The organism is Nostocoides vanveenii (genome assembly GCF_039531165.1).
Taxonomy (GTDB): Bacteria; Actinomycetota; Actinomycetes; order Actinomycetales; family Dermatophilaceae; genus Nostocoides_A; species Nostocoides_A vanveenii.
In genome coordinates, this window is the sequence record NZ_BAAAPN010000057.1 from 219843 (window position 1) to 238842 (window position 19000).

The window sequence follows — 19000 nt, forward strand, 5'->3', positions numbered from 1 at the left end:
GCCCACTCGCTGCACGCGTCGGCGGTCATCGGCGGGCCTTGCGCCGCTTCTTGGCGTAGTACTCGATCAGATAGGCCTGCAGGTCGTCGGCCGGGGTGCCGTCCGGCTTGCGGTGGCGGCGAACCCAGCGACCGTCGGGACCGAGTGCCCAGTGCGCGATCGTGTCCGACATCCCGCGCTCGAAGAGGGCGCGGACCTCCTGGGTGTGGGCCGGGCTGAGCTCGACCAAGGCTTCGACTCGACGATCGAGGTTGCGGTGCATCAGATCCGCGCTCCCGATGTAGACGACCGGGTTGCCGCCGGCGCCGAAGGTGAAGACGCGCGAGTGCTCGAGGAAGCGACCGAGCACCGAGTGCACCCGGATGTTCTCGGACAGGCCGGGCACACCCGGGCGGATCGCGCAGATGCCACGCACCCAGACATCGACTTTGACGCCGGCCAGCGACGCCCGGTAGAGCGCGTCGATCAGCTGTTCGTCGACGATCGAGTTGACCTTCAGACCGATGCTGCCGCCGGCGCCGGAGCGGGCGTGTTCGATCTCGGCGTCGATGCGAGCGAGCAGACCCGTGCGGACCGTGCGAGGAGCGACGAGGAGCCGCTTGAACCGGCTGCGCGGCGCCAGGCCGGAGAGCTGGTTGAACAGCCGGGTCATGTCCTGGCCGACGACCGGGTCGCAGGTCAGCAGGCCCAGGTCCTCATACAGGCGGGCCGTCTTGGGGTTGTAGTTGCCGGTGCCGATGTGGCAGTAGCGGCGCAGCCCCTCGGCCTCCTGCCGGATGACCAGCGAGAGCTTGCAGTGGGTCTTCAGACCGACGATGCCGTAGACGACATGCACGCCGGCGTGCTCGAGCTTGCGGGCCCAGGAGATGTTGTTCTCTTCATCGAACCGGGCCTTGATCTCGACGACGGCGAGCACCTGCTTGCCGGCCTCGGCGGCGTCGATCAGGGCGTCGATGATCGGGCTGTCGCCACTGGTGCGATAGAGCGTCTGCTTGATGGCCAGCACGTGGGGGTCGGCCGCCGCCTGCCCGATGAAGGCCTGCACGGAGGTGGAGAAGCTGTCATACGGGTGGTGGAGCAGGACGTCTTGCTTGCGGATGCTGGCGAAGAGGTCGCGGGCCTTGGCCGATTCAGTCGGTGCGAGATCGGCGTTGGTGCGCGGGACAAAGCGCTCGTAGTGCAGGTCGGAGCGGTCGATGTCGGCGACGAAGTTGAGGGCGCGCAGGTCGAGTGGCTCGGGGAGTTTGTAGACCTCGCTGCTGTGCACGCCGAGCTCACGGACCAGCAGGTCGAGGACGTGATCGTCCATCTCGTCATCGACTTCGAGCCGCACGGGCGGTCCGAACCGGCGCCGGGTGAGTTCGCGCTCCAGGGCCTTCAGGAGATTCTCGGCGTCGTCCTCCTCGACCTCCAGGTCCTCATTGCGGGTGACCCGGAAGGTGAAGCTCGCGACGACCTCCATGCCCGAGAACAATTGTTCCAGGTGGGCCGCGATCAGGTCCTCGATCGGGACGAAGCGGGTCGCGAAAAGTTCGTCGACGGTCGGCTCGTCGGCCACCTCGAGCTTGACCAGGCGGGGCAACATCTCGGGCACCTTGACCCGGGCGAAGTGCTCCTTGCCGGTCTTGGGGTTGACGAGCACGACGGCCAGGTTGAGTGAGAGACCGGAGATATAGGGGAAGGGGTGCGCCGGGTCGACCGCCAGCGGCGTCAGCACCGGGAAGATCTGGTCGAGGAAGTAGTCGCCGAGCGCATCCTGCTCGGCGCTGCTGAGTTGGTCCCACCGCACGATCGTGATGCCCTCGTCGGCGAGCGCCGGGCGCACCTCGTCGTGGAAGATCCGCGCCTGGGCGCCGAGCAGTTCGGCGCTGACATTGGAGATCTTCTCCAACACCTCGCGCGGCTCTAGCCCTGAGGCCGAGCGTACGGCGATGCCGGTGGCGATCCGGCGCTTGAGGCCGGCGACGCGCACCATGAAGAACTCGTCGAGATTCGAGGTGAAGATCGCCAGGAAGCGCGCGCGCTCGAGCAGCGGCACATCGGGGTCGGCGGCCAGGTGCAGGACGCGCTCGTTGAACTGCAGCCAGGAGATCTCCCGGTCCAGGAAGCGGTCGTCGATCAGGCCGTCGGCGGCCGGCGCGGCCATCACGCCTTCGCGAATGAAGCGACCGTTGGCGGCTCGCAGCGGCACCCGGGAGGCACCGGTGGCGGCGATCGAGGTGTCTCCGTTGGGGTCGAACTCACTGACGTCGGTGGCGAGGGGACCGACATCCGTGGTGGGGATTTCGGCGGTGGTCATAGCACCCATCTTGTCAGGTGCGCTCTACCGTGCCCACAGCGTAGGAGGCGTGCCTTTCCAGATCGGTGAAGCCGGCTTTGCGATAGGTCGCCAGGGCCGGGAGGTTGTCGCTCTCGACATAGAGCACGACGGCCGGCAGTCCGCGTGCGGCGAGATGTCGCAGCCCGGCTCGGGTCAGCGGACCGGCCAGCCCGCGCCCGTGGACCTCGGGCGCCAGCCCGACGACATAGACCTCACCCGCCGGGGCGCGCCCTCCCGCGGGCAGGGCGACGATCTCCGCCGGGTCGATCTTGATCCAGTGGAAGCCGACCAGATCTCCGGTTGCCTTGGCGCGCAACAGGATCAGACCTTTGGGGTCGAACCAGGGCTGCTCGGTGAGGCGGTCGAGGTCGGCACGGGTGACGCGGCCCTGCTCGGGATGCGCCGCGAAGGCCGCGGCGTTGACGCGCAACCAGTCCGCCTCGTCGCCGGACCGGAAATGGTCGAAAACGAAGCCGTCCGGGAGCGCATCCGGCGCGCTCGCGTCGGCGGGCGTCAACTCGCGAAGCAGCTTGAGCAGCAAGCGCTTTCGGGGCAGGCCCGAGCGCTCCGCGAGGGCTCGGGCGGCGGGGAGGTCCCCGTGCGCCCATACGGCTCGGGCGCCGTGTTCGGCGGCGGCCGCGAGCAGTCCGCCGCCGCGTGCCGCCCCGCGGGCGTCGGGGTGGACGACCAACTCGGCCGCGCCGTCCGCCGCCACCTGCCCGTATGCCGCGAGCCCACCCGAGGCGCCGCGGTCGAGCAGGTGGGTGGCGGCGTTCGGCTGGTCGAGGCGCAGCAGGTAGGCCTCCGAGAGCGGTGGGACGCCGTCGTGGCGGGCCGCTGCGGCGGCGAGGGCGCGCACATCCGCCGCTTGCGCCTGGGTCAAGGTGGTGACCGGCGTCGGGATCATGCCAGCGCGGACTCGGCGTTCGGCGAGGGTTCGGTGACGAAGCGGTAGCCGACATTGCGCACCGTGCCGATGAGCAACTCGTAGTCGCCGCCGAGCTTGGCCCGCAGCCGTCGGACGTGGACGTCGACGGTGCGAGTGCCGCCGAAGTAGTCGTACCCCCAGACCTCCTGCAGCAACTGGGCGCGGGTGAAGACCCGTCCGGGGTGCTGGGCGAGGTATTTCAGCAGCTCGAACTCCTTGTAGGTCAGATCGAGCGTCCGCTCGCCGATACGCGCGGCGTAGCAGGCCTCGTCGATGGTCAAGGCGCCCGCCGTGATCGGCAGGTCCTCGTCGGGGTCGTCGGCGACCAAGCGGCCGGCGGCCAGACGCAGGCGCGCCTCGACCTCGGCCGGGCCGGCGGTGTCGAGCAGGACATCGTCCACGCCCCACTCCGCGGTCAGGCCCGCCAGCCCGCCCTCGGTGAGGATGACGATGACCGGGACCGAGGTCCCCGTGGTGCGCAGAATGCGGCACAAGGAGCGGCCGTGGGCCAGTTCGCGGCGCGCATCGACGAGGACGGCGTCGGCGTTGGGGGCATTGACCAGGGCGGTCGCCTCGGCCGGGAGAATGCGGACATTGTGGCTGAGGAGCGCCAGCGCAGGCAGGACTTCGGCGCTCGGAGCGAGCGCGTTGGTCAACAGCAAAAGCCTGGCCATAACAGGCAGGATAGGCCGTGATGGCCGATCCTCCTGCCCTTGCCCGAGTCCCGGACCCCTCCGCGCGACTCTCCCCGCCAACCCCGCCTCGGGGTGAATCCGCTGGTCAGGGGGTCTTGATTCGTTACTGGGCGGGGGCGCGCGCCGCCGCGGGCGTCGCCGAGGAATGGGTCGCGCCCGGGACGATCGGTGAGCTGGTGGCGGGGGCGGGGGAACGGCATACGGCACTCGCGGCGGTGTTGCCCGTCTGCGCGATCCTCCTCGACGGCCTCCCGGTCCGTTCCGATGTGGCCGTCCCGGCGGGCGCGGTCGTGGAGGTGCTGCCGCCCTTCGCCGGCGGCTGAGCGCGCTCTGCTGCCCGGCGGCGGTGCCGCGAGCGTGCAAGGGAGTGGCAGTATTTGCGCGTGTCGCATGCCGCGGTCGCCCAGGGCGCCAGTTTCCGCTCCACGCTGGCCGGTTCGGCGACGATCCTCGGGGCCATGCTGCTGGTGCTGTGCGAGGCGGCGGGTGAGACCTATGTCGTGCTGGCCGTCGTGCTCGCGGCGCTTCTGCTCGCCTGGGGCTGGCCGCACGTCACCGGGACGCTGAGTCCGCTGACGACGCGCGTTGCGATCCTGGCGACCGCTGCTGCGTCGGTGCTCGCGGTGCGCTACAACTCGGGCGGAGCGCCGTTGCGGCACTTCCCCGTGGTGCTCGCGATCGGTGTGATCATCGCGTTCTTCGGGCAGTTGTTGCGCGGTGACGGGCGACAACGGGTCAGCGAGGGGCTGATCGGTGATCTCGCGGCGGTTGCCCTGGTCGTCTCGGGGATGGCGTTGACCGCCCTGCCGGTGGTCCGCGCCGTGGACCTGCCGATCGCCTTGGCCATGGCCGGTGTGGCCCTCGGCGTGGCCGGCGACGACCTGGCCGAGCGCTTCCCGGGAGCAGCCCTGCTGATCAACACGGCGCTCGGGGCGCTGGCCGGCCTCGGTGCTGATCGGCTGTTCGCCGCGGCCGCGCCGCTGTGGGCCGCGGCCATCGTCGGTGCACTCGCCTCGCTCGTCGCGACCGCGACGCGGATGGCGGTGCGCGATCTGCCCGGTGGTCGCCGAGCCGGTATGGCCGCCGTCACCGCCTCCGCCGGCCTGCTCGCAGCCGGCCTGGTCACTTATGCGATGGCCCGCCTGTTGTTGGGCTGATCGCCCGGTTGCGCCCGCTTGGGGAGCGAGTCCACCAGTGTGCACTCGACGGTGGGAGTGTGCACTCGAAGACGAGGCTGAACCGGCCACTCGACGAGGCTGAACCGGCCACTCGACGAGGCTGAACCGGCCACTCGACGAGGCTGAACCGGCCACTCGACGGTCTAATAGACCAAGGCTTGGACCTCAGGCGCCAGGATCTCCTCGACGAAGGCGGCGGCTCCGCGGATGGTGACACCCGCGAGGAGGTCCGCGTCGGTCAGGTCGCGGCGGGCGGCGCACTGGCCGCATACGGTCACGGTGCCCGCGGCGAGGATGGCGTCGACGAGGTCGGCGGCGGGCGCGGCGTGCGGGAGGGCGAGCTCGGCCGCCCGGCCGGGGACGGCCAGCCAAGCTGCCTCCCCGGTCAGCCACAGGCTGACCTCGACCCCGCTCGCCAGTGCGGTCGCGGCGACGGTGAGGGCCTGGTTCGCGCGCTCGGGGGCTTCGGCCCCGGCGGTGAGCTTGACGACGAGACGTGCGGTCATAGGGGCAAGGCTACGATCGGCGAATGTTCGATCTCGACGCCAGCATCCACCCGGACATCGCCCCACTCGCCTGGCTGCTCGGCCGGTGGGAGGGGGCGGGTGTCGTCGGTTACCCGACGATGGAGTCGCGCAATTTCGGTCAGGAGATCGTCGTCGAGCACGACGGGCGCCCTTTCCTGCGCTGGAACTCGCGCTCGTGGCTGCTCAACGAGGACGGGACCATCGAGCGGCAAGCGGCGACCGAGAGTGGCTTTTGGCGGATGGCGGGCGACGAGGCCGAGCTGCTGCTCGCCCACCCGACCGGCATTCTCGAGCTCTACTACGGGCCAGTCGAGCCGGCGCGGATCACCCTGCAAACCGATGGGGTGCTGCGCAGTTCGCGGGCCAAGGAGTACAACGCGGCCACCCGGCTCTACGGGCTGGTCAACTCCAACTTGATGTGGGTGATGGACATGGCCGCGGTGGGCACGCCGATGACCAGCCACGTCTCCGCGGAGCTCAAGCGCGTCTGATCACTTGCCCTTGAGATAGCCGGCCAGGGTGTCGTTCTGGAGGGCGACCCGCAGCCGCTCCATACCCTTGACGTCGACGATGTCGATCGCCCCGCCATTGGGCGCGGTGCCGAAGCCGCTGAAGGGCGCGGTGATGAAGACGATGTCGTTGCCCCGCAGATTGCGCAGCGACAGGGCCTCGGACCGCATGAACTTCGGCGTCAAGGTCTCGTCGACCACGACATTGTCGGTGACGGCATTCATGAACTTGGTCAGTTTCACCGGGTTCAGGAGCACGCCCGGAGTGAGCGTCTTGACCATGAGGGCCTTGATGAAGGCCATTTGGCGGCGCCCGCGACCGATGTCGCCCTCTTTGAGCTGGTGGCGCTCCCGGACGAAGGCGAGGGCCTGGGCGCCGTTGAGGTCGTTGTAGCCGACGTGCACCTGGAAGGTGCCCTCGTCGCTGGCCTCCTCGGCATAGACCGAGACCCCGCCGACGGCATCGGTCATGGCCATGAAGCCCTGGAAGTCGATCTTGGCGGCGTGGTCGATCTTGACGCCGATCAGATCCTGCATGGTCTGGGCGAGCAGCGCGCCGCCGCCGAAGGCGAACGCCGCGTTGAGTTTGTCCTTGCCGTGGCCGGGGATGCTCACATAGAGGTCACGCGGGAAATGGATGAGATAGACCTTGTCCTTCTTCTCGGTGACGTGCGCGAGCACCATGACATCGCTGCGACTGAAGGTGTCCCCGGGCCGCGCGTCGGAGCCCACCACGAGGTAGTTCTCGCCGGCGTCGGTCACGAGCGGCTCGCCGCTGGAGTCGGTCGGGGTGTCGCCGGTGTCGTCGAGCTTGGGCAGCAGGCTGGTGTCGGTCTTGATGTCGCCGATCCTGCTGTTGAGGAAGAGGGCGAAGCCGCCCATGCCGGCCACGGCGAGGAAGGCCAGCCCCAGCAGGATGGCCAGCACGCGCCGGCCGCGTCGGCGGGGCCGGTCAACCGGCCGCGGAGCCTCATCGACGTCGGTGAAGTCCTCGTGCACCGGCTCAGTGTACGTGCGGGGATCGTCGCTCGTTCGCCCGTCGCGGCCTGGGACAATGTCCGTATGACGCTCGCTTCCCCCCTCCTCCAGCGCCCCGGTGCCGTCGCGGGCGACGGCACCGAAGCCGGGGTTGCCGCGCATTATGGCGATCCGATGCGCGAGCAGCGGCTGCTGACCGAGGGCCTCGGCGTGGTCGACCTCTCGGATCGCGATGTCGTGACCGTGACCGGGCCGGACCGCCTGAGGTGGCTGCACTCGATGACCACCCAGGATGTGCAGGGTCTCGCGCCGTGGGCATCGCGCGAGTCGCTGGTTCTCTCGCCCAAGGGGCATGTCGAGCACGATCTGCACCTGGTCGATGACGGCACCACCACGTGGATCACCGTCGAGCCCGGCACGGGTGCCGCTCTCGTGGAGTGGCTGGAGCGGATGCGTTTCCTGCTGCGCGTCGAGGTGGCGCTGGTCACCGAGGCGTATGCCGTGCTCGGCGAGCCCATCGGTCGCGAATACGCGCCCGGGGATCCGGCCGGGGTGGCCGCGTGGCGCGATCCGTGGCCCGACCTGGTCGGTGACACCGCGGCATACGGGCCGGTGGAGCATCCCGCGCACGGGCGCGCGTGGCGAGAGTTGATCGTGCCGCGAGGCGACCTCGTGGCTGCGGTGGGGGAGCGGCCGCTCGCCGGTCGGTGGGCGTCCGAGTCGCTCCGGGTGGCGGCGTGGCGGCCGCGCGTCGGCTACGAGACCGATCACCGCACCATCGCGCACGAGGTCGATTGGCTGCGCACGGCCGTCCACCTGCACAAGGGGTGCTACCGCGGGCAAGAGACAATCGCCCGCGTCCACAACCTCGGCCGGCCGCCGCGACGGCTGGTCTTCCTGCACCTGGACGGGTCTGGGCATACGCTCCCGGCGCGCGGAGCAGCCCTGACACTGGACGGGCGCCAGGTCGGCCACCTGACGAGCGTGGCGCGGCACTACGAGGACGGGCCGATCGCGTTGGCGCTGGTCAAGCGCAATACCCCGGTCGATGCGGTGCTCGCGAGCGACTCGGTGAGCGCGGCGCAGACGGTCGTCGTCGCGCCCTGAGGGGTTGCGAAGAGCAGCGGGTGGGCCGGAAGCGGGCGAGCATACGTTCGAGCTGCCTGCGGCTGCAGCGGCCCGCGCGGTGCGCGGCATGATGGGCGTATGAGCACGCTGATCACCGTGGCGCCCACCGGCGCCGAACACGCCAAGGCCGATGTGCCGCAACTGCCGACCACGCTGGCAGAGCTGGTCGACACGGCGCGCTCGTGCGAGGCTGCCGGGGCGGCGATGATCCACCTGCACATCCGCGATGCCGATCATCGGCCGACCCTCGATCCCGGGCTGCTCAAGGCTTCCGTGGAGGCGATCCGGGCCGAGACCGACCTGATCGTCCAGCTCTCGACCGGCGGATCTGTGCACGACCCGCTCGAGACGCGGCTGACAGTGCTGGATGCCGAACCCGACTCGTGCTCGCTGACGTGCGGGACGACGAACTTCGGCGACGACGTCTTCTTGAACCCCTGGGGTTTCATGAGCGACCTCTATGTCCAGGCGCAGGAGCGCGAGATTGTGCCGGAGTTCGAACTCTTCGACCTCGGCCACGTCGCCTCCCTGGCCCGGCTGATCGACGCGCACGGTTTGCCCTACGGGGGCAAGGTGCACGTCGACTTCGTGACCGGCGTGCCCGGGGGGATGCCCGGGACGCCGGCCGCGGTGCTGGCGGGAGTCGCGATCTTGCCGCCGGCGGTCACGAGCTGGTCCGCCACCGGCATCGGCCGTGCCCACCTGCCCGTGCTGGCCACCGCACTCGCCGCCGGCGGGCACCTGCGGGTCGGCATGGAGGACAACATCGTCTATGCCCGTGGCCGTCAGGTCGCCTCGAACGCCGAGCTGGTCGAGCGGGCGGCCCGCCTGGCCACCGAACTCCAGCGCCCCCCGATGTCGACGGCCGACGCCCGGGAGTTCCTGGGCATCAAGCGCCGCTGACTTCCACCCCTCGCCAATCCCCGTCGAAAGGCCGGTTCAGCCCCGTCGAAAGGCCGGTTGAGCCCCGTCGAGGGGCCGGTTGAGCCCCGTCGAGGGGCCGGTTGAGCCCTGTCGAAAGGCCGGTTCAGCCTTGTTGCCCCGGTGCCTGAGTGCCACGGTCAGCGGGTAGCGGTATCCACCAGGATCGTCACCGGCCCGTCGTTGACGAGGTGCACGGCCATGTCCGCGCCGAACACGCCGGTCTGCACCTCGAGCCCGTATGCGGTGAGCGCCTCCGCGAGTGCCGCCACCAACGGCTCCGCCACCGGCCCGGGGGCCGCGGCGTTCCACGACGGCCGCCGGCCTTTGCGGGTGTCGGCATACAGGGTGAACTGGCTGACGACGATGACGGGCGCGCCGAGCTCGGCGGCCGAACGCTCGCCCGCCATGATCCGCAACTCGGCGATCTTGCGCGCCAGCCAGGCCACCTCGGCCGGCCCGTCGCCGTGGGTGACGCCGGCGAGCACCAGCAGGCCGGGCGCTTCGAACTGCGCAACCGATTCACCGGCCACCACCACCGACGCCGAAGTGACCCGCTGGACGACCGCCCTCACGCCCCCGCCCCCGACGCCGATCTGACCCGCTGGACGACCGCCCTCACGCCCCGGCTCCCATCCGTCCCCGCCCCCGGTCCAGGTTGATCACAGCTCTTCCCCCCGATGCCACAAACCCCTCGTTCGCACGAGAAGTCTTCCCGTGCGAACGAGGGGTTGGGCATCGGGCGGAAAGGCTGAGGCGGTCGCGACGCGCTCACCAGGGGACGGCCTCGACCGCGCCCACGGGCACGCCGTGGCCGAGCACCGGGGCGTCCCGCAGTTCGGCATCCGCGTTCGTCTCGACGCCCAGGCGCGCCAGGAGTTCCGCCAAGATCACCGGGCGCGCCCGTTGCCCACCGTCGGCGACCTTCAAGGCGATGCCACGTCCGTCGGCCAGGCCAACGGCATACACGGCTTCGGCGCCATCCTTGGCGATCGCACCGGGAGTACCGAGCATCAAGGCGGTGACGTCGCGGCCCTCACCGCCGACATACTGCGGGAAGGCCCGCATCGCGTGCGCGACCCGGCCCTCCGGCGTTGTCGCATCGGCGGCCGCGAGGGCGCCGAAGGCGCGTGCCAGCCCGGTCAGGCTGACCGCCATCACCGGCGCCCCGCACCCGTCGACCGCGATGGCAGCCACTGGTTCGGCGCAGAGGTGCGCCATCGTCGCGGCGATCGCACTCTGGAGGGGGTGGGACATCTGGAGATAGGTCGCCGTCGGCCAGCCGTTCGCGTGGCAGGTGGCGAGCATGGCCGCGTGCTTGCCCGAGCAGTTCTGCATCGCCGAACTCTTTGCCAGCCCGGCCGCGATCACGCGGTCGTGCTCGACCGGATCGACCGGATAGTCGGGGCTGTTCTGCAGGTCGGCCCGGGTCAGGCCGACCCCGGCGAGGATCTCGTCCACGCCCTGGAGGTGGTAGGGGAGCCCGGAGTGGCTCGCGCACCCGAGAGCCAGCAGATGATCGGGCAGATCCAGGCCCGCTCGGACCATCGCGAGGGCCTGCATCGGCTTGTTGCTCGAGCGCGGAAAGATCGGGCTGGTGATGTCGCCGAGAGCGAGCTCGACGCTCCCGTCGGGAGCGAGCACGCATACGGACGCGCGGTGCACCGACTCGGTGAAACCGCCGCGCACGACGCGCGCCAGGACGGGAGCTTCGGTCAGGACGGGGGGCAGGGCACTCACGCCCACCGACATTAGGGCATGCAAATGGGGCCCGGGGAGAACTCCTCCGGGCCCCATCGCGTCAGGGCCGATCAGCTTCGCTCACGCGAAGTCATCGTCAGATCAGTCGCCGACCTTCTCGGCAGCGGCCGCGGCGGCCTTGCGGGTTGCGGTCGCGGTCTTGCGCGCGCTGGTGCTGGCCGACTTGGTGGCGGACTTGGTGGTGGCGGCGCGGTTCTTGGTGGTCGTGGTGGTCCGCTTGGCGGCCGTGCCGGTGCGCTTCGCAGCTTCCTTGGCCTCCGCGGCGGTCTCGACGGCGTCCGCGGTCATGGACTCGGCGAGCTTGACGGCCTCCTTGCGGCCGGTCGTCAGGGTGGCCTTGGCGGACGCCTCGACATCGGCGACGGCCTTCTTGGCGGTGGTGACGACACCCTCGGTCATCGCGACGGTGGACTTGGCCTGGTCGACGAGGTCCTTGGTGGCCTTCTGGTTGCGGATGCGGTCGACGAGCTTCTCGCCGCGGGTGGCGAGGTCCTCGTAGGACTCCTGCAGGCTCTCGGCCAGCTCGCGAGCGCGGGTCGGCGCCTCGGTGACGGCTTCCTGGGCCTGGGCGACGAACTTGGCCGCGGCCTCCTGGACGTCGGCGAGCAGCGCGGTCACGTCGGGGCGGGTCTTGGCGGACTCGCCGGCCTTCATGCCCGCCTCGCGGACCTTCTCGATCGCCAGGTCGGTCGCGCCGATGTAGGCGTAGACCGGGGTGGTCGCCTCGGCGGCAACACGCTGCAGGTCGAACTTCTTGCTGGTGCTCTTCTTGGTGGTGGCCATGGTGGCTCTCCTTCTTCGACGTATGCCGGCGTCAGCCGGTCAGTTGGTTCCGGCCGCCGGCGCGGGGTCGGCAGTTGTGGTCGTGGTGGTCTTGCGGATCGGGGCGGGCTTCGTCGGCTGCTCGGCCGGGGCCGCGGCCGGGTGGCCGACGAAGCTGTCGTAGATGTCCAGCAGGGTGGACTTCTGGCGACTGGTCAACCGCACGTCGGCCTTGATGACCGACCGGGTGTCCGGTCCGGCCGGCGCGTCGGCGTCCTGCTGGTCGAGCAGACCCGCCTTCACATACAGCGACTCCGCCGACACCTGCAGACCCTTGGCCAGCTGGTTGAGGATCTCGGCGCTCGGCTTCTTCAGGCCCCGTTCGATTTGCGAAAGGTAGGGGTTGGAGACGCCGGCGAGCTCCGAGAGCTGGCGGACCGACAGCCGCGCGGCTTGACGCTGCTCACGCAGGTAGTCACCGAGGCCTTGGCCCAGGTCGCCGAGCGGGTTGCGGTTCATGTCATCTATTGTGCTTGCTGCAGTTAGCAAAATGCAAACTGACGTATGCGTGATCTGGGCCACGTGCCGTCGCTGGCCGGCGCTGGGAGCCCGGGGGAGCCGCGAGAATGTTGCCAGTGGCCGCCCGTGTCCATGCGGTGCCTGGGGCGCGGGATCGCTCCAGGTCGGCGTGGGTTTTCGCGCAGGCACAGCCGGCGCACAGGCCGCGCGTTTAGGCTGTGCTCATGTTTTTCGCCGTTCAGACGTGGGTGCTGCTGATCCTCGGGGTGGGAGCCTTCGGGGTCGAGGTCTATGCGCTTGTCGACTGTCTGCGTCGGCGCCCCGACGCCTTCGTCGCCGCCAGCAAGCGCACCAAGCAGTTCTGGTCGATCGTGCTCGCCGTGGCGGCTGCGGTGGGCTTCGTGGTGATTTTCAGCCCGCTGTCGATCTTCGGCCTGCTGGCCGTCGTGGCCGGTGCGGTCTATCTTGCGGACGTGCGCCCGGCGCTCGACCAGGTCACCGGTCGCCGCGGCTCGATCGGTCCCTACGGCCCCTGGTGATCACCCGATGACGGTCGCGGGGTTGCCATGGGCCGGGTGACCACCCGCGTCCCTGTCGTCAAGCTCCGGTATGCCGCGTCGGCACCGCCGGCCTCGCGGCCGGACACCGTCGTGGTCGAGGAGCCCCTGGAGATCCGCGTCGACGGCGAAGTTCTCACCGTGACCATGCGCACGCCGGGGGCCGACATCGACCTGATCCACGGCTACCTGGTGGCCGAGGGAGTCATCCGCTCCGCATCCGATATCGCCGGGGCACGCTATTGCGCCGGTTCGGTCAGCGATGGGCCCGACGGCACGGCTCAGAACACCTACAACGTCCTCGAGGTCGACCTGGCACGGGCGGACCGGGCACGGCTGCTGGCAGCCGGACGAATCGCCCCGACGACGAGCGCCTGCGGTGTCTGCGGGAGCGCGAGCATCGAGGCCCTCACGGCCAAGCTTCCGCAGTCCCTGGCCGGGCTTCCGGTGACGCTCGCGGCTGCTGATGTGCCGGCATACGTCGCGAAACTCGGTGCGGGACAAGGAGTTTTCCGGAGCACGGGCGGTGCCCACGCGGCCGCGGTCTTCGAGGCCGGCGGCGACCTGCGCGCCCACGCCGAGGACATCGGCCGGCACAACGCCGTCGACAAGGCGATCGGGGCGGTCGTCCGCGCGGGTCGCGAGCCGCCGCTCGGCGGGGTGCTCGCGGTCAGTTCGCGGGCGTCCTACGAGATCGTTCAGAAGGCGGCGATGGCCGGCATCCCGGTCGTGATCGCCGTCTCGGCGCCGTCCTCGCTCGCGGTCGCGGCCGCCGAATCGCTCGGTATGACCCTCATCGCCTTCGCGCGTGACGACGGCCTCAATGTGTATGCCGGTGCCGGGCGCCTGGGCGACTGAGCCGGCCGGTTACGTCTGAGTTGGTTGTGCCGGGCGCGCAGTAGCGCGCCCGCTTCGACTCACCTGCTGGGCCGTCGGGCGAAACCACGGACGAACAGGGGTCCCCGCGCAGTAGGGGAGCTGGGTCTCACGCTTTGCGTGGGCCGAAGGAGCGAGGGTCCCGCGCTCTGCGCGCGCCCGCTTCGACGCACGACCTAGGGGGAACGTGCGGCCGGCGGTCATTGCTGGGCGAGTAGCTCGTCGAGTCGGGCGAGGTGTTGCGCGCGGTCCGGCGGCAGCACGGCCTCGGCCAGCGCAGCCCGCGCCTTTTCGGGCCGGCCCAGGCGGGCAAGGGTGTAGCCGCGACCACGCGGACCGGCGGATCGTGCACGTCGACCCGATCCCGCCTGGCGTTGGGCCTCGGCGAGGACACCCGTGGGGGTCGCGACTGTCGCCCACCAGGCGGGGGCGTTGGCGAGCACGTGGCGCGCGGTGCGTTCGGCAGTTCGGCGCAGGGCGCGATCGCCGTCGATGGTGATGATCCGGGGCCGTTCGGGTGCGTCGATCGTGAAGTGGTCCACCCACAGGTGCCGCTGGGCCTGTTTCAGCGTCCGGGGCCAGCGGGCGGAGCCGGTGGCGACGGGCACCCAGGCGCAGCACACGGCATACGTCAGGTCGTAGGAGCGGCCTTTGAGCGCGGTCAGGGTCAGGAGCGCCGTGAGCCCGTCGCCGAGCGGGGCCGCCCATTCGCCCGATCGGACCGCGGTCATCGGCTCGACGAGCGGAGCGAGAGGCGCGGCGAGAGCTGCCCGGACGCGGTCGCGGGGAGCGCCCGTCGATGCTGGCCCGGGAGGGTCTTTGCGCAGCCACGCCATGGTGGCCATTGTGCGTTACGCCCCGCGGCCGAGATCGTCGCGCGCGCGCTGCAGATCCGCGGGAGTGTCGATATCGCGGCTCGCCCCCCAGGTGTCGGGGACGGTGCTCACACGGACGGCCGCATAGAGAGAGCGCATGGATGACCCGGCGCGCATCAAGGCGGTGCGGAGAGACTCGGCGTCCCACAGGGCGCAGAGGTACTGCCACTGGCCGGTCGCATCGGCGAGCACGGCGGCATCGACCCCAGTGGTATCCAGCCCTCTATGGAGCGCGCCCAGCGCGTCGGCGGTCAGCTGCGGCTGGTCACCGGCGAGCACCGCGATGCGTCGGTATGTCGCCGCCGTCGGCGTCGCGCTCAAGCCCGACGCGCCGGCCTGGGCCAGTCCTGGATCCGCCGCGCTCGACTTGGCGGCTCCCGCTGCGCCCGACTTAGCGGCTCCCGCTGCGCCTGGCTTGGCGGCTCCCGCTGCGCCTGGCTTGGCGGCTCCCGCCGCGCCCGACCCGTCCGGGGCTGCTCGCGGCACTATCCCGCCCGGACTCAGCGACATGACACCGGCGGGCGGCCACGTGCCGTCGGCGTCGAGTGCTGCTAGGCCCGCTCGACAGCCGGCCACCGGCCCGTCGAAGGGTGGGTGCTCGCGAACGAGGAGGCCGGTCTCGTCGACGACATCCGCCAGTTCGGGCGGCCCGACGACCACGATTCGCGCGCCCGCGCACGCCGCCAGCACACGCCCGAGCACCGACTGTCCGCCCACATCGGCGCGGATCTTGTCGGTCCCCGCCATCCGTGCGGCGCGCCCACCGGCCAGCACGATTGCCGCCCAGTCGCCTTGTCGCTCGCCCTTCGGCGCCACGGTTGCGCCGCCGCCAGTCATTGCCCGCCCCTTGGCCCCACGGCGGCCCGGTAGCCGGTCATTGCCCTGCCCTAGGCCCCACGGCGGCCCGGTAGCCGGTCATTGCCCGCCCCCCGGCGCCACGGCGGCCCAGTCGATCGTCAGTTCACCCAACCGCCATCGGTCCGGATTGCGCGTAGGCCAGCCCTCGTCGCTCAGGGCGCGGGCGGTGGCGACGAACCGCTGGCGGACGCCGTATGCCGCGTGCCCCGCCTGTCGCGCCCACGCGCCATCGAGCGCCGAGAGAAAGGCGTGGATCGGCTCGCCCTGGACGTTGCGGTGGATCAGGGCCTTGGGGAGGCGCTCGGCGATCTCGGACGGCTGCGTCAGGCCGGCCAGCCGCCAGGACAAGGTCAGCGACGTCGGACCGCTGGCCTCCAGCGCCACCCAGGTCGCGCGGCGTCCCACTTCGTCGCAGGTGCCATCCACGAAGAGGCCGCCTGGCGCGAGGCGGGCACAGACCAACGCCCAGGTGGGCGCGACGTCCGCCTCGGCATACTGGCGCAGCACATTGAAGGCGCGCACCAGAGTCGGCCGGGCCCCACCCGGCAGCGGAATCTCGAAGCCGCCCCGGGCGAATCGCAGGCCCGGCCCCGCCAGCGGTGCGGCGGCGGCCACGCGCGCCGGGTCGATCTCGACGCCGACCACCTCGACGTCGGCGCGCACCGCCCGCAGCCGGTCGCGCAACTCGACCGCGGTGACGGGGGAGGCGCCATACCCGAGGTCGACGACGATCGGGGGTGCCGAGGCCGCCCGCAACCGCCACCCCTGCGGTCCCGCGAGCCACCTGTCGCAGCGCCGCAACCGGTTGGGGTTCGTCGTCCCGCGGGTGATGGCCCCGACCGGCTTCATGGCCCCCAGTCCCTAACCTCTGCTAGCAGGGTTTAGGTGACGTCGAGCATGGTCAACCCTGCTGGACGACACCTAACCTGCTAGCAGAGGTTAGGGCACGGAGCCCGCGGACATACCCTGAACCCGATGTCCTGGCTGCGCCGCTCGGAGCGCGGGGTGAGCAAGAGCATGATCGCCTTCACCCTCGCGGTCCTCGGCGTGCTCGCCCTGGCCATCCAGACCTTCGTGCCGGGACTGATCGGCAAGGACAGTGGCGTCCACGTCACCAACCCCAGCCTGCTCACGGTCGCCGATTCCGCCACCGGCATCGCCACCTTGGCCGGCGGCCACAGCGTCAGTCTTTACGCCTCCGGCCTGCGCATCACCGACACCAGCGGCGACCTACTTCTCACGGTCATCAAGGGCTCGCCCATCTCGGCGGTGATCGGCACGGTCACCGGCAGTGGCGGGCGCCGTGTCGAGCACCCCGAGACCATCGTCAGCAATGTCCGCATCGACGCCGTCGCGACGACCGCCAATCGGGCCCGCTACACCGGCATCGTCTACGACGCCACGCACGAGATGCCCCTGACCATCGACGTCACCTCCGAAGGCACCGACGTCAGCCTCGCCGCGCGCGTCCCCGGCGCCTCCGCCCTGGTCTGGCACCTCACCTCGGACTACGAAGTCACCGGCTACACCCCCGGCCTGGACGGGCGCAACCTCCGCCGCCGCGCGTGGTGGCTCGGCCCGCTCGGCGAGCGCACGACCTTCACCTCCCAACGCGGCGCCGACCTGACCGTGCGCCCCACCGACGTCGTGCGAGCGCTCGACCTGCGCGAGACCGGGCGCATCGACGTCCACGTGTGGTCCGAACGCAGCAGCCTGCTGCTCATGCGCCGCGCCGCCCCTCCCGATCGGAGCGCCTCATGACCGTGCCCGTATGCCGTGTGGCCATGATCAGCCTCCACACCTCACCGCTCGCTCAACCCGGCACCGGTGACGCCGGCGGCCTCAACGTCTATGTCCTCGAGACGGCCCGACGCCTGGCCCGCCGCGGCATCGAGGTCGAAATCTTCACGCGCACAACGGCATCCGCGCAGGAGCCGCTCGCGGTCCCTGAGCCTGGGCTCAACATCCGGCATATCGTCGCCGGCCCCTTCGAGGGGCTGCAGAAACTCGACCTCCCCGGTCAGCTGTGCGCCTTCGCCGCTGGTGTGATGCGCGAGGGCGCGCGCCGGCCCGAAGGCCACTTCGACGTCATCCACTCTCACTACTGGCTCTCGGGCCAGGTGGGCTGGCTGGCCGCCGATCGCTGGCATGTGCCCCTCGTCCATACGATGCACACGATGGCGCGGGTCAAGAACGCCCACCTCGGCGAGGGCGACAGCCCGGAGCCCCCGGGTCGCGAGATCGGCGAGGTCCAGGTCGTCGAGGCGGCGGACGCACTGGTCGCGAACACCGCTCAGGAGGCCCGCGAACTCATCGAGCTGTATGCCGCCGACCCGGCCAAAATCGAGATCGTCACCCCGGGTGTTGACCTCGAGGTTTTCGCCCCCGGCGACCGGGCCGCCGCCCGCGAGACTGTCGGTCTCGCGGCCGACGACGTGCTCCTGCTCTTTGTCGGCCGGATCCAGCCGCTGAAGGCGCCCGACGTCGTGGTGAAGGCTGCGGCCCGATTGGTGCGCGCCGACCCCGACCTCGCCGGACGGCTCAGGGTCGTCATCCTCGGCGGCGCCAGTGGCAATGGCGCTGGTCACCCCGAGGCGCTGCGCGACCTCGCCGACGGGCTCGGCCTGGGCGAGCGCGTGGTCTTCACTCCGCCGACCAGCCGAGCACTGCTCGCTCAGTGGTATCGCGCCGCCGACGTGGTCGTCGTCCCGTCCTACAGCGAGTCCTTCGGCCTGGTCGCCATCGAAGCCTGCGCCTGCGGCACCCCGGTGGTGGCGGCGGACGTCGGCGGACTGCCCGATGCGGTTGGTCCCGGTGGCGTGCTGGTCCGTGGCCACGACCCGGGCGTCTGGGCTGGCGTGCTCGCCGACCTGCTCGCCGACCCAGCCCGCCGGGCCGAGCTCGGGCGGCGCGGCGCGCAGCACGCGCAAAATTTCGGCTGGGAGACAACGGTGGATCGGCTGATTGCGGTGTATGAACGAGCCATGGTCGAGCACGCACCCGTCCCCTTCGACGCCCAGCAGACCCCCGCCGGGGCACCGACCGCGGTGCAGCCGTGAGCGCGGACGGCATGGCACTGGCGCAGGTCATCCCGGCCACCCTCGACGATCTCGGCATCGAGTGGGAGCCGGGCCTCGAGCCCGGGCAGTTCGTCGCGACCCTGCCCGGCGAACGCAAGCTCAAGACCGTCACCGCGCTCACCATCGCCGGCGACACGCTGCTGCTGTCGGCCTTCGTCATCCGCAATCCGGACGAGAATCACGCCGAGGTCTATAAGCACCTGCTGCGCCGCAACCTGCGCCTGCCCGGGCTCGCGTATGCCATCGATCGCGCCGGGGATGTCTATGTCACCGGCCGCTATCCGGCTCGCCTGATCGATGCGGACTATCTCGACCACCTGCTCGGTGTCGTCCTCGAGGCGTCGGACGCATCCTTCAACGAGTTGCTCGTCCTCGGTTTTCTCACCTCGATGAAGAAAGAATGGGCCTGGCGCGTCGCGCGTGGGGAGTCGCTGGCCAATCTCGAAGCCTTCCGCCCCGTGCTCGCGGGCAGCGAGAACGACCCCGCTTATGCCCCCCAACCGCTACCGGACGACCCCCACTAGGCTG

The 19000-nt window shown here is 70.7% G+C and carries 22 protein-coding genes; 10 read left to right on the forward strand and 12 right to left on the reverse strand.

Annotated elements, in window-relative coordinates; genetic code table 11:
* Positions 1–25: 25 nt before the first annotated feature.
* Genes ABD209_RS13975 through ABD209_RS13985 form a run of 3 tightly spaced genes read right to left on the reverse strand, consistent with a single transcriptional unit; the run spans position 26 to position 3922 of the window.
* On the reverse strand, positions 26–2308 hold the full coding sequence (locus tag ABD209_RS13975) for an RNA degradosome polyphosphate kinase (RefSeq protein WP_344067420.1): 2283 nt from the start codon (positions 2306–2308) through the stop codon (positions 26–28).
* A gap of 4 nt (positions 2309–2312) precedes the next feature.
* Positions 2313–3227 carry a mycothiol synthase gene (gene mshD / locus ABD209_RS13980; RefSeq protein ID WP_344067421.1) on the reverse strand — a complete coding sequence of 305 codons (915 nt, stop codon included), beginning with the start codon at positions 3225–3227 and terminating at the stop codon, positions 2313–2315.
* Complete coding sequence (locus ABD209_RS13985; RefSeq protein WP_344067422.1) at positions 3224–3922, reverse strand: winged helix-turn-helix transcriptional regulator; 699 nt, start codon at positions 3920–3922, stop codon at positions 3224–3226. The genes mshD and ABD209_RS13985 overlap by 4 nt, the downstream gene beginning before the upstream one ends.
* Positions 3923–4038: 116 nt before the next feature.
* Between ABD209_RS13985 and ABD209_RS13990 the strand changes: the two genes are divergently transcribed.
* Both ABD209_RS13990 and ABD209_RS13995 read left to right on the forward strand, forming a co-directional pair.
* On the forward strand, positions 4039–4266 hold the full coding sequence (locus ABD209_RS13990) for a MoaD/ThiS family protein (protein ID WP_344067423.1): 228 nt from the start codon (positions 4039–4041) through the stop codon (positions 4264–4266).
* 60 nt (positions 4267–4326) lie between these two features.
* A complete protein-coding gene (locus ABD209_RS13995; protein WP_344067424.1) occupies positions 4327–5100 on the forward strand; it encodes a hypothetical protein in 774 nt (257 codons plus the stop codon).
* Between the two features lie 164 nt (positions 5101–5264).
* Here ABD209_RS13995 and ABD209_RS14000 read toward each other — a convergent pair whose 3' ends face one another.
* Positions 5265–5627 (reverse strand): DsrE family protein, encoded by a 363-nt coding sequence (locus ABD209_RS14000; RefSeq protein WP_344067425.1) that lies wholly within the window; start codon positions 5625–5627, stop codon positions 5265–5267.
* A gap of 23 nt (positions 5628–5650) precedes the next feature.
* On the opposite strand from ABD209_RS14000, the gene ABD209_RS14005 reads away from it, so the two are divergent.
* Positions 5651–6139 (forward strand): heme-binding beta-barrel domain-containing protein, encoded by a 489-nt coding sequence (locus tag ABD209_RS14005; RefSeq protein ID WP_344067426.1) that lies wholly within the window; start codon positions 5651–5653, stop codon positions 6137–6139.
* Here the strand turns inward: ABD209_RS14005 and ABD209_RS14010 are convergent, their stop codons facing one another.
* Complete coding sequence (locus tag ABD209_RS14010; RefSeq protein ID WP_344067427.1) at positions 6140–7156, reverse strand: LCP family protein; 1017 nt, start codon at positions 7154–7156, stop codon at positions 6140–6142.
* Between the two features lie 63 nt (positions 7157–7219).
* Between ABD209_RS14010 and ygfZ the strand changes: the two genes are divergently transcribed.
* Together ygfZ and ABD209_RS14020 are read left to right on the forward strand one after the other, a co-directional pair.
* Positions 7220–8242, forward strand: a complete 1023-nt coding sequence (gene ygfZ, locus ABD209_RS14015; protein WP_344067428.1) for a CAF17-like 4Fe-4S cluster assembly/insertion protein YgfZ — start codon at positions 7220–7222, stop codon at positions 8240–8242.
* A 99-nt stretch (positions 8243–8341) separates the two neighbouring features.
* Complete coding sequence (locus ABD209_RS14020; RefSeq protein WP_344067429.1) at positions 8342–9166, forward strand: beta-keto acid cleavage family enzyme; 825 nt, start codon at positions 8342–8344, stop codon at positions 9164–9166.
* A gap of 158 nt (positions 9167–9324) precedes the next feature.
* Here the strand turns inward: ABD209_RS14020 and dtd are convergent, their stop codons facing one another.
* The 4 genes from dtd to ABD209_RS14040 form a co-directional block, all read right to left on the reverse strand.
* Positions 9325–9759: a D-aminoacyl-tRNA deacylase gene (gene dtd / locus ABD209_RS14025; RefSeq protein WP_344067430.1), complete on the reverse strand. Its 435-nt coding sequence runs from the start codon at positions 9757–9759 to the stop codon at positions 9325–9327.
* Between the two features lie 196 nt (positions 9760–9955).
* Positions 9956–10924, reverse strand: coding sequence for an asparaginase (locus ABD209_RS14030; RefSeq protein ID WP_344067431.1), 969 nt, complete (start codon positions 10922–10924; stop codon positions 9956–9958).
* Positions 10925–11026: 102 nt separating this feature from the next.
* Positions 11027–11728 (reverse strand): hypothetical protein, encoded by a 702-nt coding sequence (locus ABD209_RS14035; RefSeq protein WP_344067432.1) that lies wholly within the window; start codon positions 11726–11728, stop codon positions 11027–11029.
* A gap of 39 nt (positions 11729–11767) precedes the next feature.
* Entirely contained in the window at positions 11768–12226 is a 459-nt protein-coding gene (locus ABD209_RS14040; protein WP_344067433.1) for a helix-turn-helix domain-containing protein, read from the reverse strand.
* A 224-nt stretch (positions 12227–12450) separates the two neighbouring features.
* On the opposite strand from ABD209_RS14040, the gene ABD209_RS14045 reads away from it, so the two are divergent.
* Together ABD209_RS14045 and fdhD are read left to right on the forward strand one after the other, a co-directional pair.
* Entirely contained in the window at positions 12451–12765 is a 315-nt protein-coding gene (locus ABD209_RS14045; protein ID WP_324387137.1) for a DUF2516 family protein, read from the forward strand.
* Between the two features lie 27 nt (positions 12766–12792).
* Positions 12793–13641: a formate dehydrogenase accessory sulfurtransferase FdhD gene (gene fdhD, locus ABD209_RS14050; RefSeq protein ID WP_344067434.1), complete on the forward strand. Its 849-nt coding sequence runs from the start codon at positions 12793–12795 to the stop codon at positions 13639–13641.
* Positions 13642–13859: 218 nt separating this feature from the next.
* On the opposite strand, the gene ABD209_RS14055 is transcribed toward fdhD, so the two are convergent.
* The 3 genes from ABD209_RS14055 to ABD209_RS14065 all read right to left on the reverse strand — a co-directional run bounded on the left by ABD209_RS14055 (position 13860) and on the right by ABD209_RS14065 (position 16241).
* The gene (locus tag ABD209_RS14055) at positions 13860–14495 is read right to left on the reverse strand and encodes a hypothetical protein (RefSeq protein WP_344067435.1); all 636 of its coding nucleotides are present in this window, start codon (positions 14493–14495) and stop codon (positions 13860–13862) included.
* Positions 14496–14510: 15 nt separating this feature from the next.
* Positions 14511–15371, reverse strand: a complete 861-nt coding sequence (gene mobA / locus ABD209_RS14060) for a molybdenum cofactor guanylyltransferase (RefSeq protein ID WP_344067436.1) — start codon at positions 15369–15371, stop codon at positions 14511–14513.
* Between the two features lie 78 nt (positions 15372–15449).
* Complete coding sequence (locus ABD209_RS14065; protein WP_344067437.1) at positions 15450–16241, reverse strand: class I SAM-dependent methyltransferase; 792 nt, start codon at positions 16239–16241, stop codon at positions 15450–15452.
* Between the two features lie 126 nt (positions 16242–16367).
* Here ABD209_RS14065 and ABD209_RS14070 point away from each other — a divergent pair, with 126 nt between their 5' ends.
* Genes ABD209_RS14070 through ABD209_RS14080 form a run of 3 tightly spaced genes read left to right on the forward strand, consistent with a single transcriptional unit; the run spans position 16368 to position 18996 of the window.
* Positions 16368–17153 carry a hypothetical protein gene (locus ABD209_RS14070; RefSeq protein ID WP_344067438.1) on the forward strand — a complete coding sequence of 262 codons (786 nt, stop codon included), beginning with the start codon at positions 16368–16370 and terminating at the stop codon, positions 17151–17153.
* Positions 17150–18451: a D-inositol-3-phosphate glycosyltransferase gene (gene mshA / locus ABD209_RS14075; protein WP_344067439.1), complete on the forward strand. Its 1302-nt coding sequence runs from the start codon at positions 17150–17152 to the stop codon at positions 18449–18451. Before ABD209_RS14070 ends, mshA begins: the two co-directional genes overlap by 4 nt.
* On the forward strand, positions 18448–18996 hold the full coding sequence (locus tag ABD209_RS14080) for a type III secretion system chaperone family protein (protein ID WP_344067440.1): 549 nt from the start codon (positions 18448–18450) through the stop codon (positions 18994–18996). Before mshA ends, ABD209_RS14080 begins: the two co-directional genes overlap by 4 nt.
* Positions 18997–19000: the final 4 nt, after the last annotated feature.

What these genes read in the sequence shown, in the direction of transcription:
- ABD209_RS14070 (WP_344067438.1), top strand. Translation starts at nt 16,368, where the DNA reads ATGTCCTGGCTGCGCCGCTCGGAGCGCGGGGTGAGCAAGAGCATGATC.
- mshA (WP_344067439.1), top strand. Translation starts at nt 17,150, where the DNA reads ATGACCGTGCCCGTATGCCGTGTGGCCATGATCAGCCTCCACACCTCA.
- ABD209_RS14035 (WP_344067432.1), bottom strand. Translation starts at nt 11,728, where the DNA reads ATGGCCACCACCAAGAAGAGCACCAGCAAGAAGTTCGACCTGCAGCGT.
- fdhD (WP_344067434.1), top strand. Translation starts at nt 12,793, where the DNA reads ATGGGCCGGGTGACCACCCGCGTCCCTGTCGTCAAGCTCCGGTATGCC.
- ABD209_RS14045 (WP_324387137.1), top strand. Translation starts at nt 12,451, where the DNA reads ATGTTTTTCGCCGTTCAGACGTGGGTGCTGCTGATCCTCGGGGTGGGA.
- ABD209_RS14000 (WP_344067425.1), bottom strand. Translation starts at nt 5,627, where the DNA reads ATGACCGCACGTCTCGTCGTCAAGCTCACCGCCGGGGCCGAAGCCCCC.
- ABD209_RS14065 (WP_344067437.1), bottom strand. Translation starts at nt 16,241, where the DNA reads ATGAAGCCGGTCGGGGCCATCACCCGCGGGACGACGAACCCCAACCGG.
- ABD209_RS13985 (WP_344067422.1), bottom strand. Translation starts at nt 3,922, where the DNA reads ATGGCCAGGCTTTTGCTGTTGACCAACGCGCTCGCTCCGAGCGCCGAA.
- ABD209_RS14040 (WP_344067433.1), bottom strand. Translation starts at nt 12,226, where the DNA reads ATGAACCGCAACCCGCTCGGCGACCTGGGCCAAGGCCTCGGTGACTAC.
- mshD (WP_344067421.1), bottom strand. Translation starts at nt 3,227, where the DNA reads ATGATCCCGACGCCGGTCACCACCTTGACCCAGGCGCAAGCGGCGGAT.
- ABD209_RS13975 (WP_344067420.1), bottom strand. Translation starts at nt 2,308, where the DNA reads ATGGGTGCTATGACCACCGCCGAAATCCCCACCACGGATGTCGGTCCC.
- ABD209_RS14055 (WP_344067435.1), bottom strand. Translation starts at nt 14,495, where the DNA reads ATGGCGTGGCTGCGCAAAGACCCTCCCGGGCCAGCATCGACGGGCGCT.
- ygfZ (WP_344067428.1), top strand. Translation starts at nt 7,220, where the DNA reads ATGACGCTCGCTTCCCCCCTCCTCCAGCGCCCCGGTGCCGTCGCGGGC.
- ABD209_RS14005 (WP_344067426.1), top strand. Translation starts at nt 5,651, where the DNA reads ATGTTCGATCTCGACGCCAGCATCCACCCGGACATCGCCCCACTCGCC.
- mobA (WP_344067436.1), bottom strand. Translation starts at nt 15,371, where the DNA reads ATGACTGGCGGCGGCGCAACCGTGGCGCCGAAGGGCGAGCGACAAGGC.
- ABD209_RS14020 (WP_344067429.1), top strand. Translation starts at nt 8,342, where the DNA reads ATGAGCACGCTGATCACCGTGGCGCCCACCGGCGCCGAACACGCCAAG.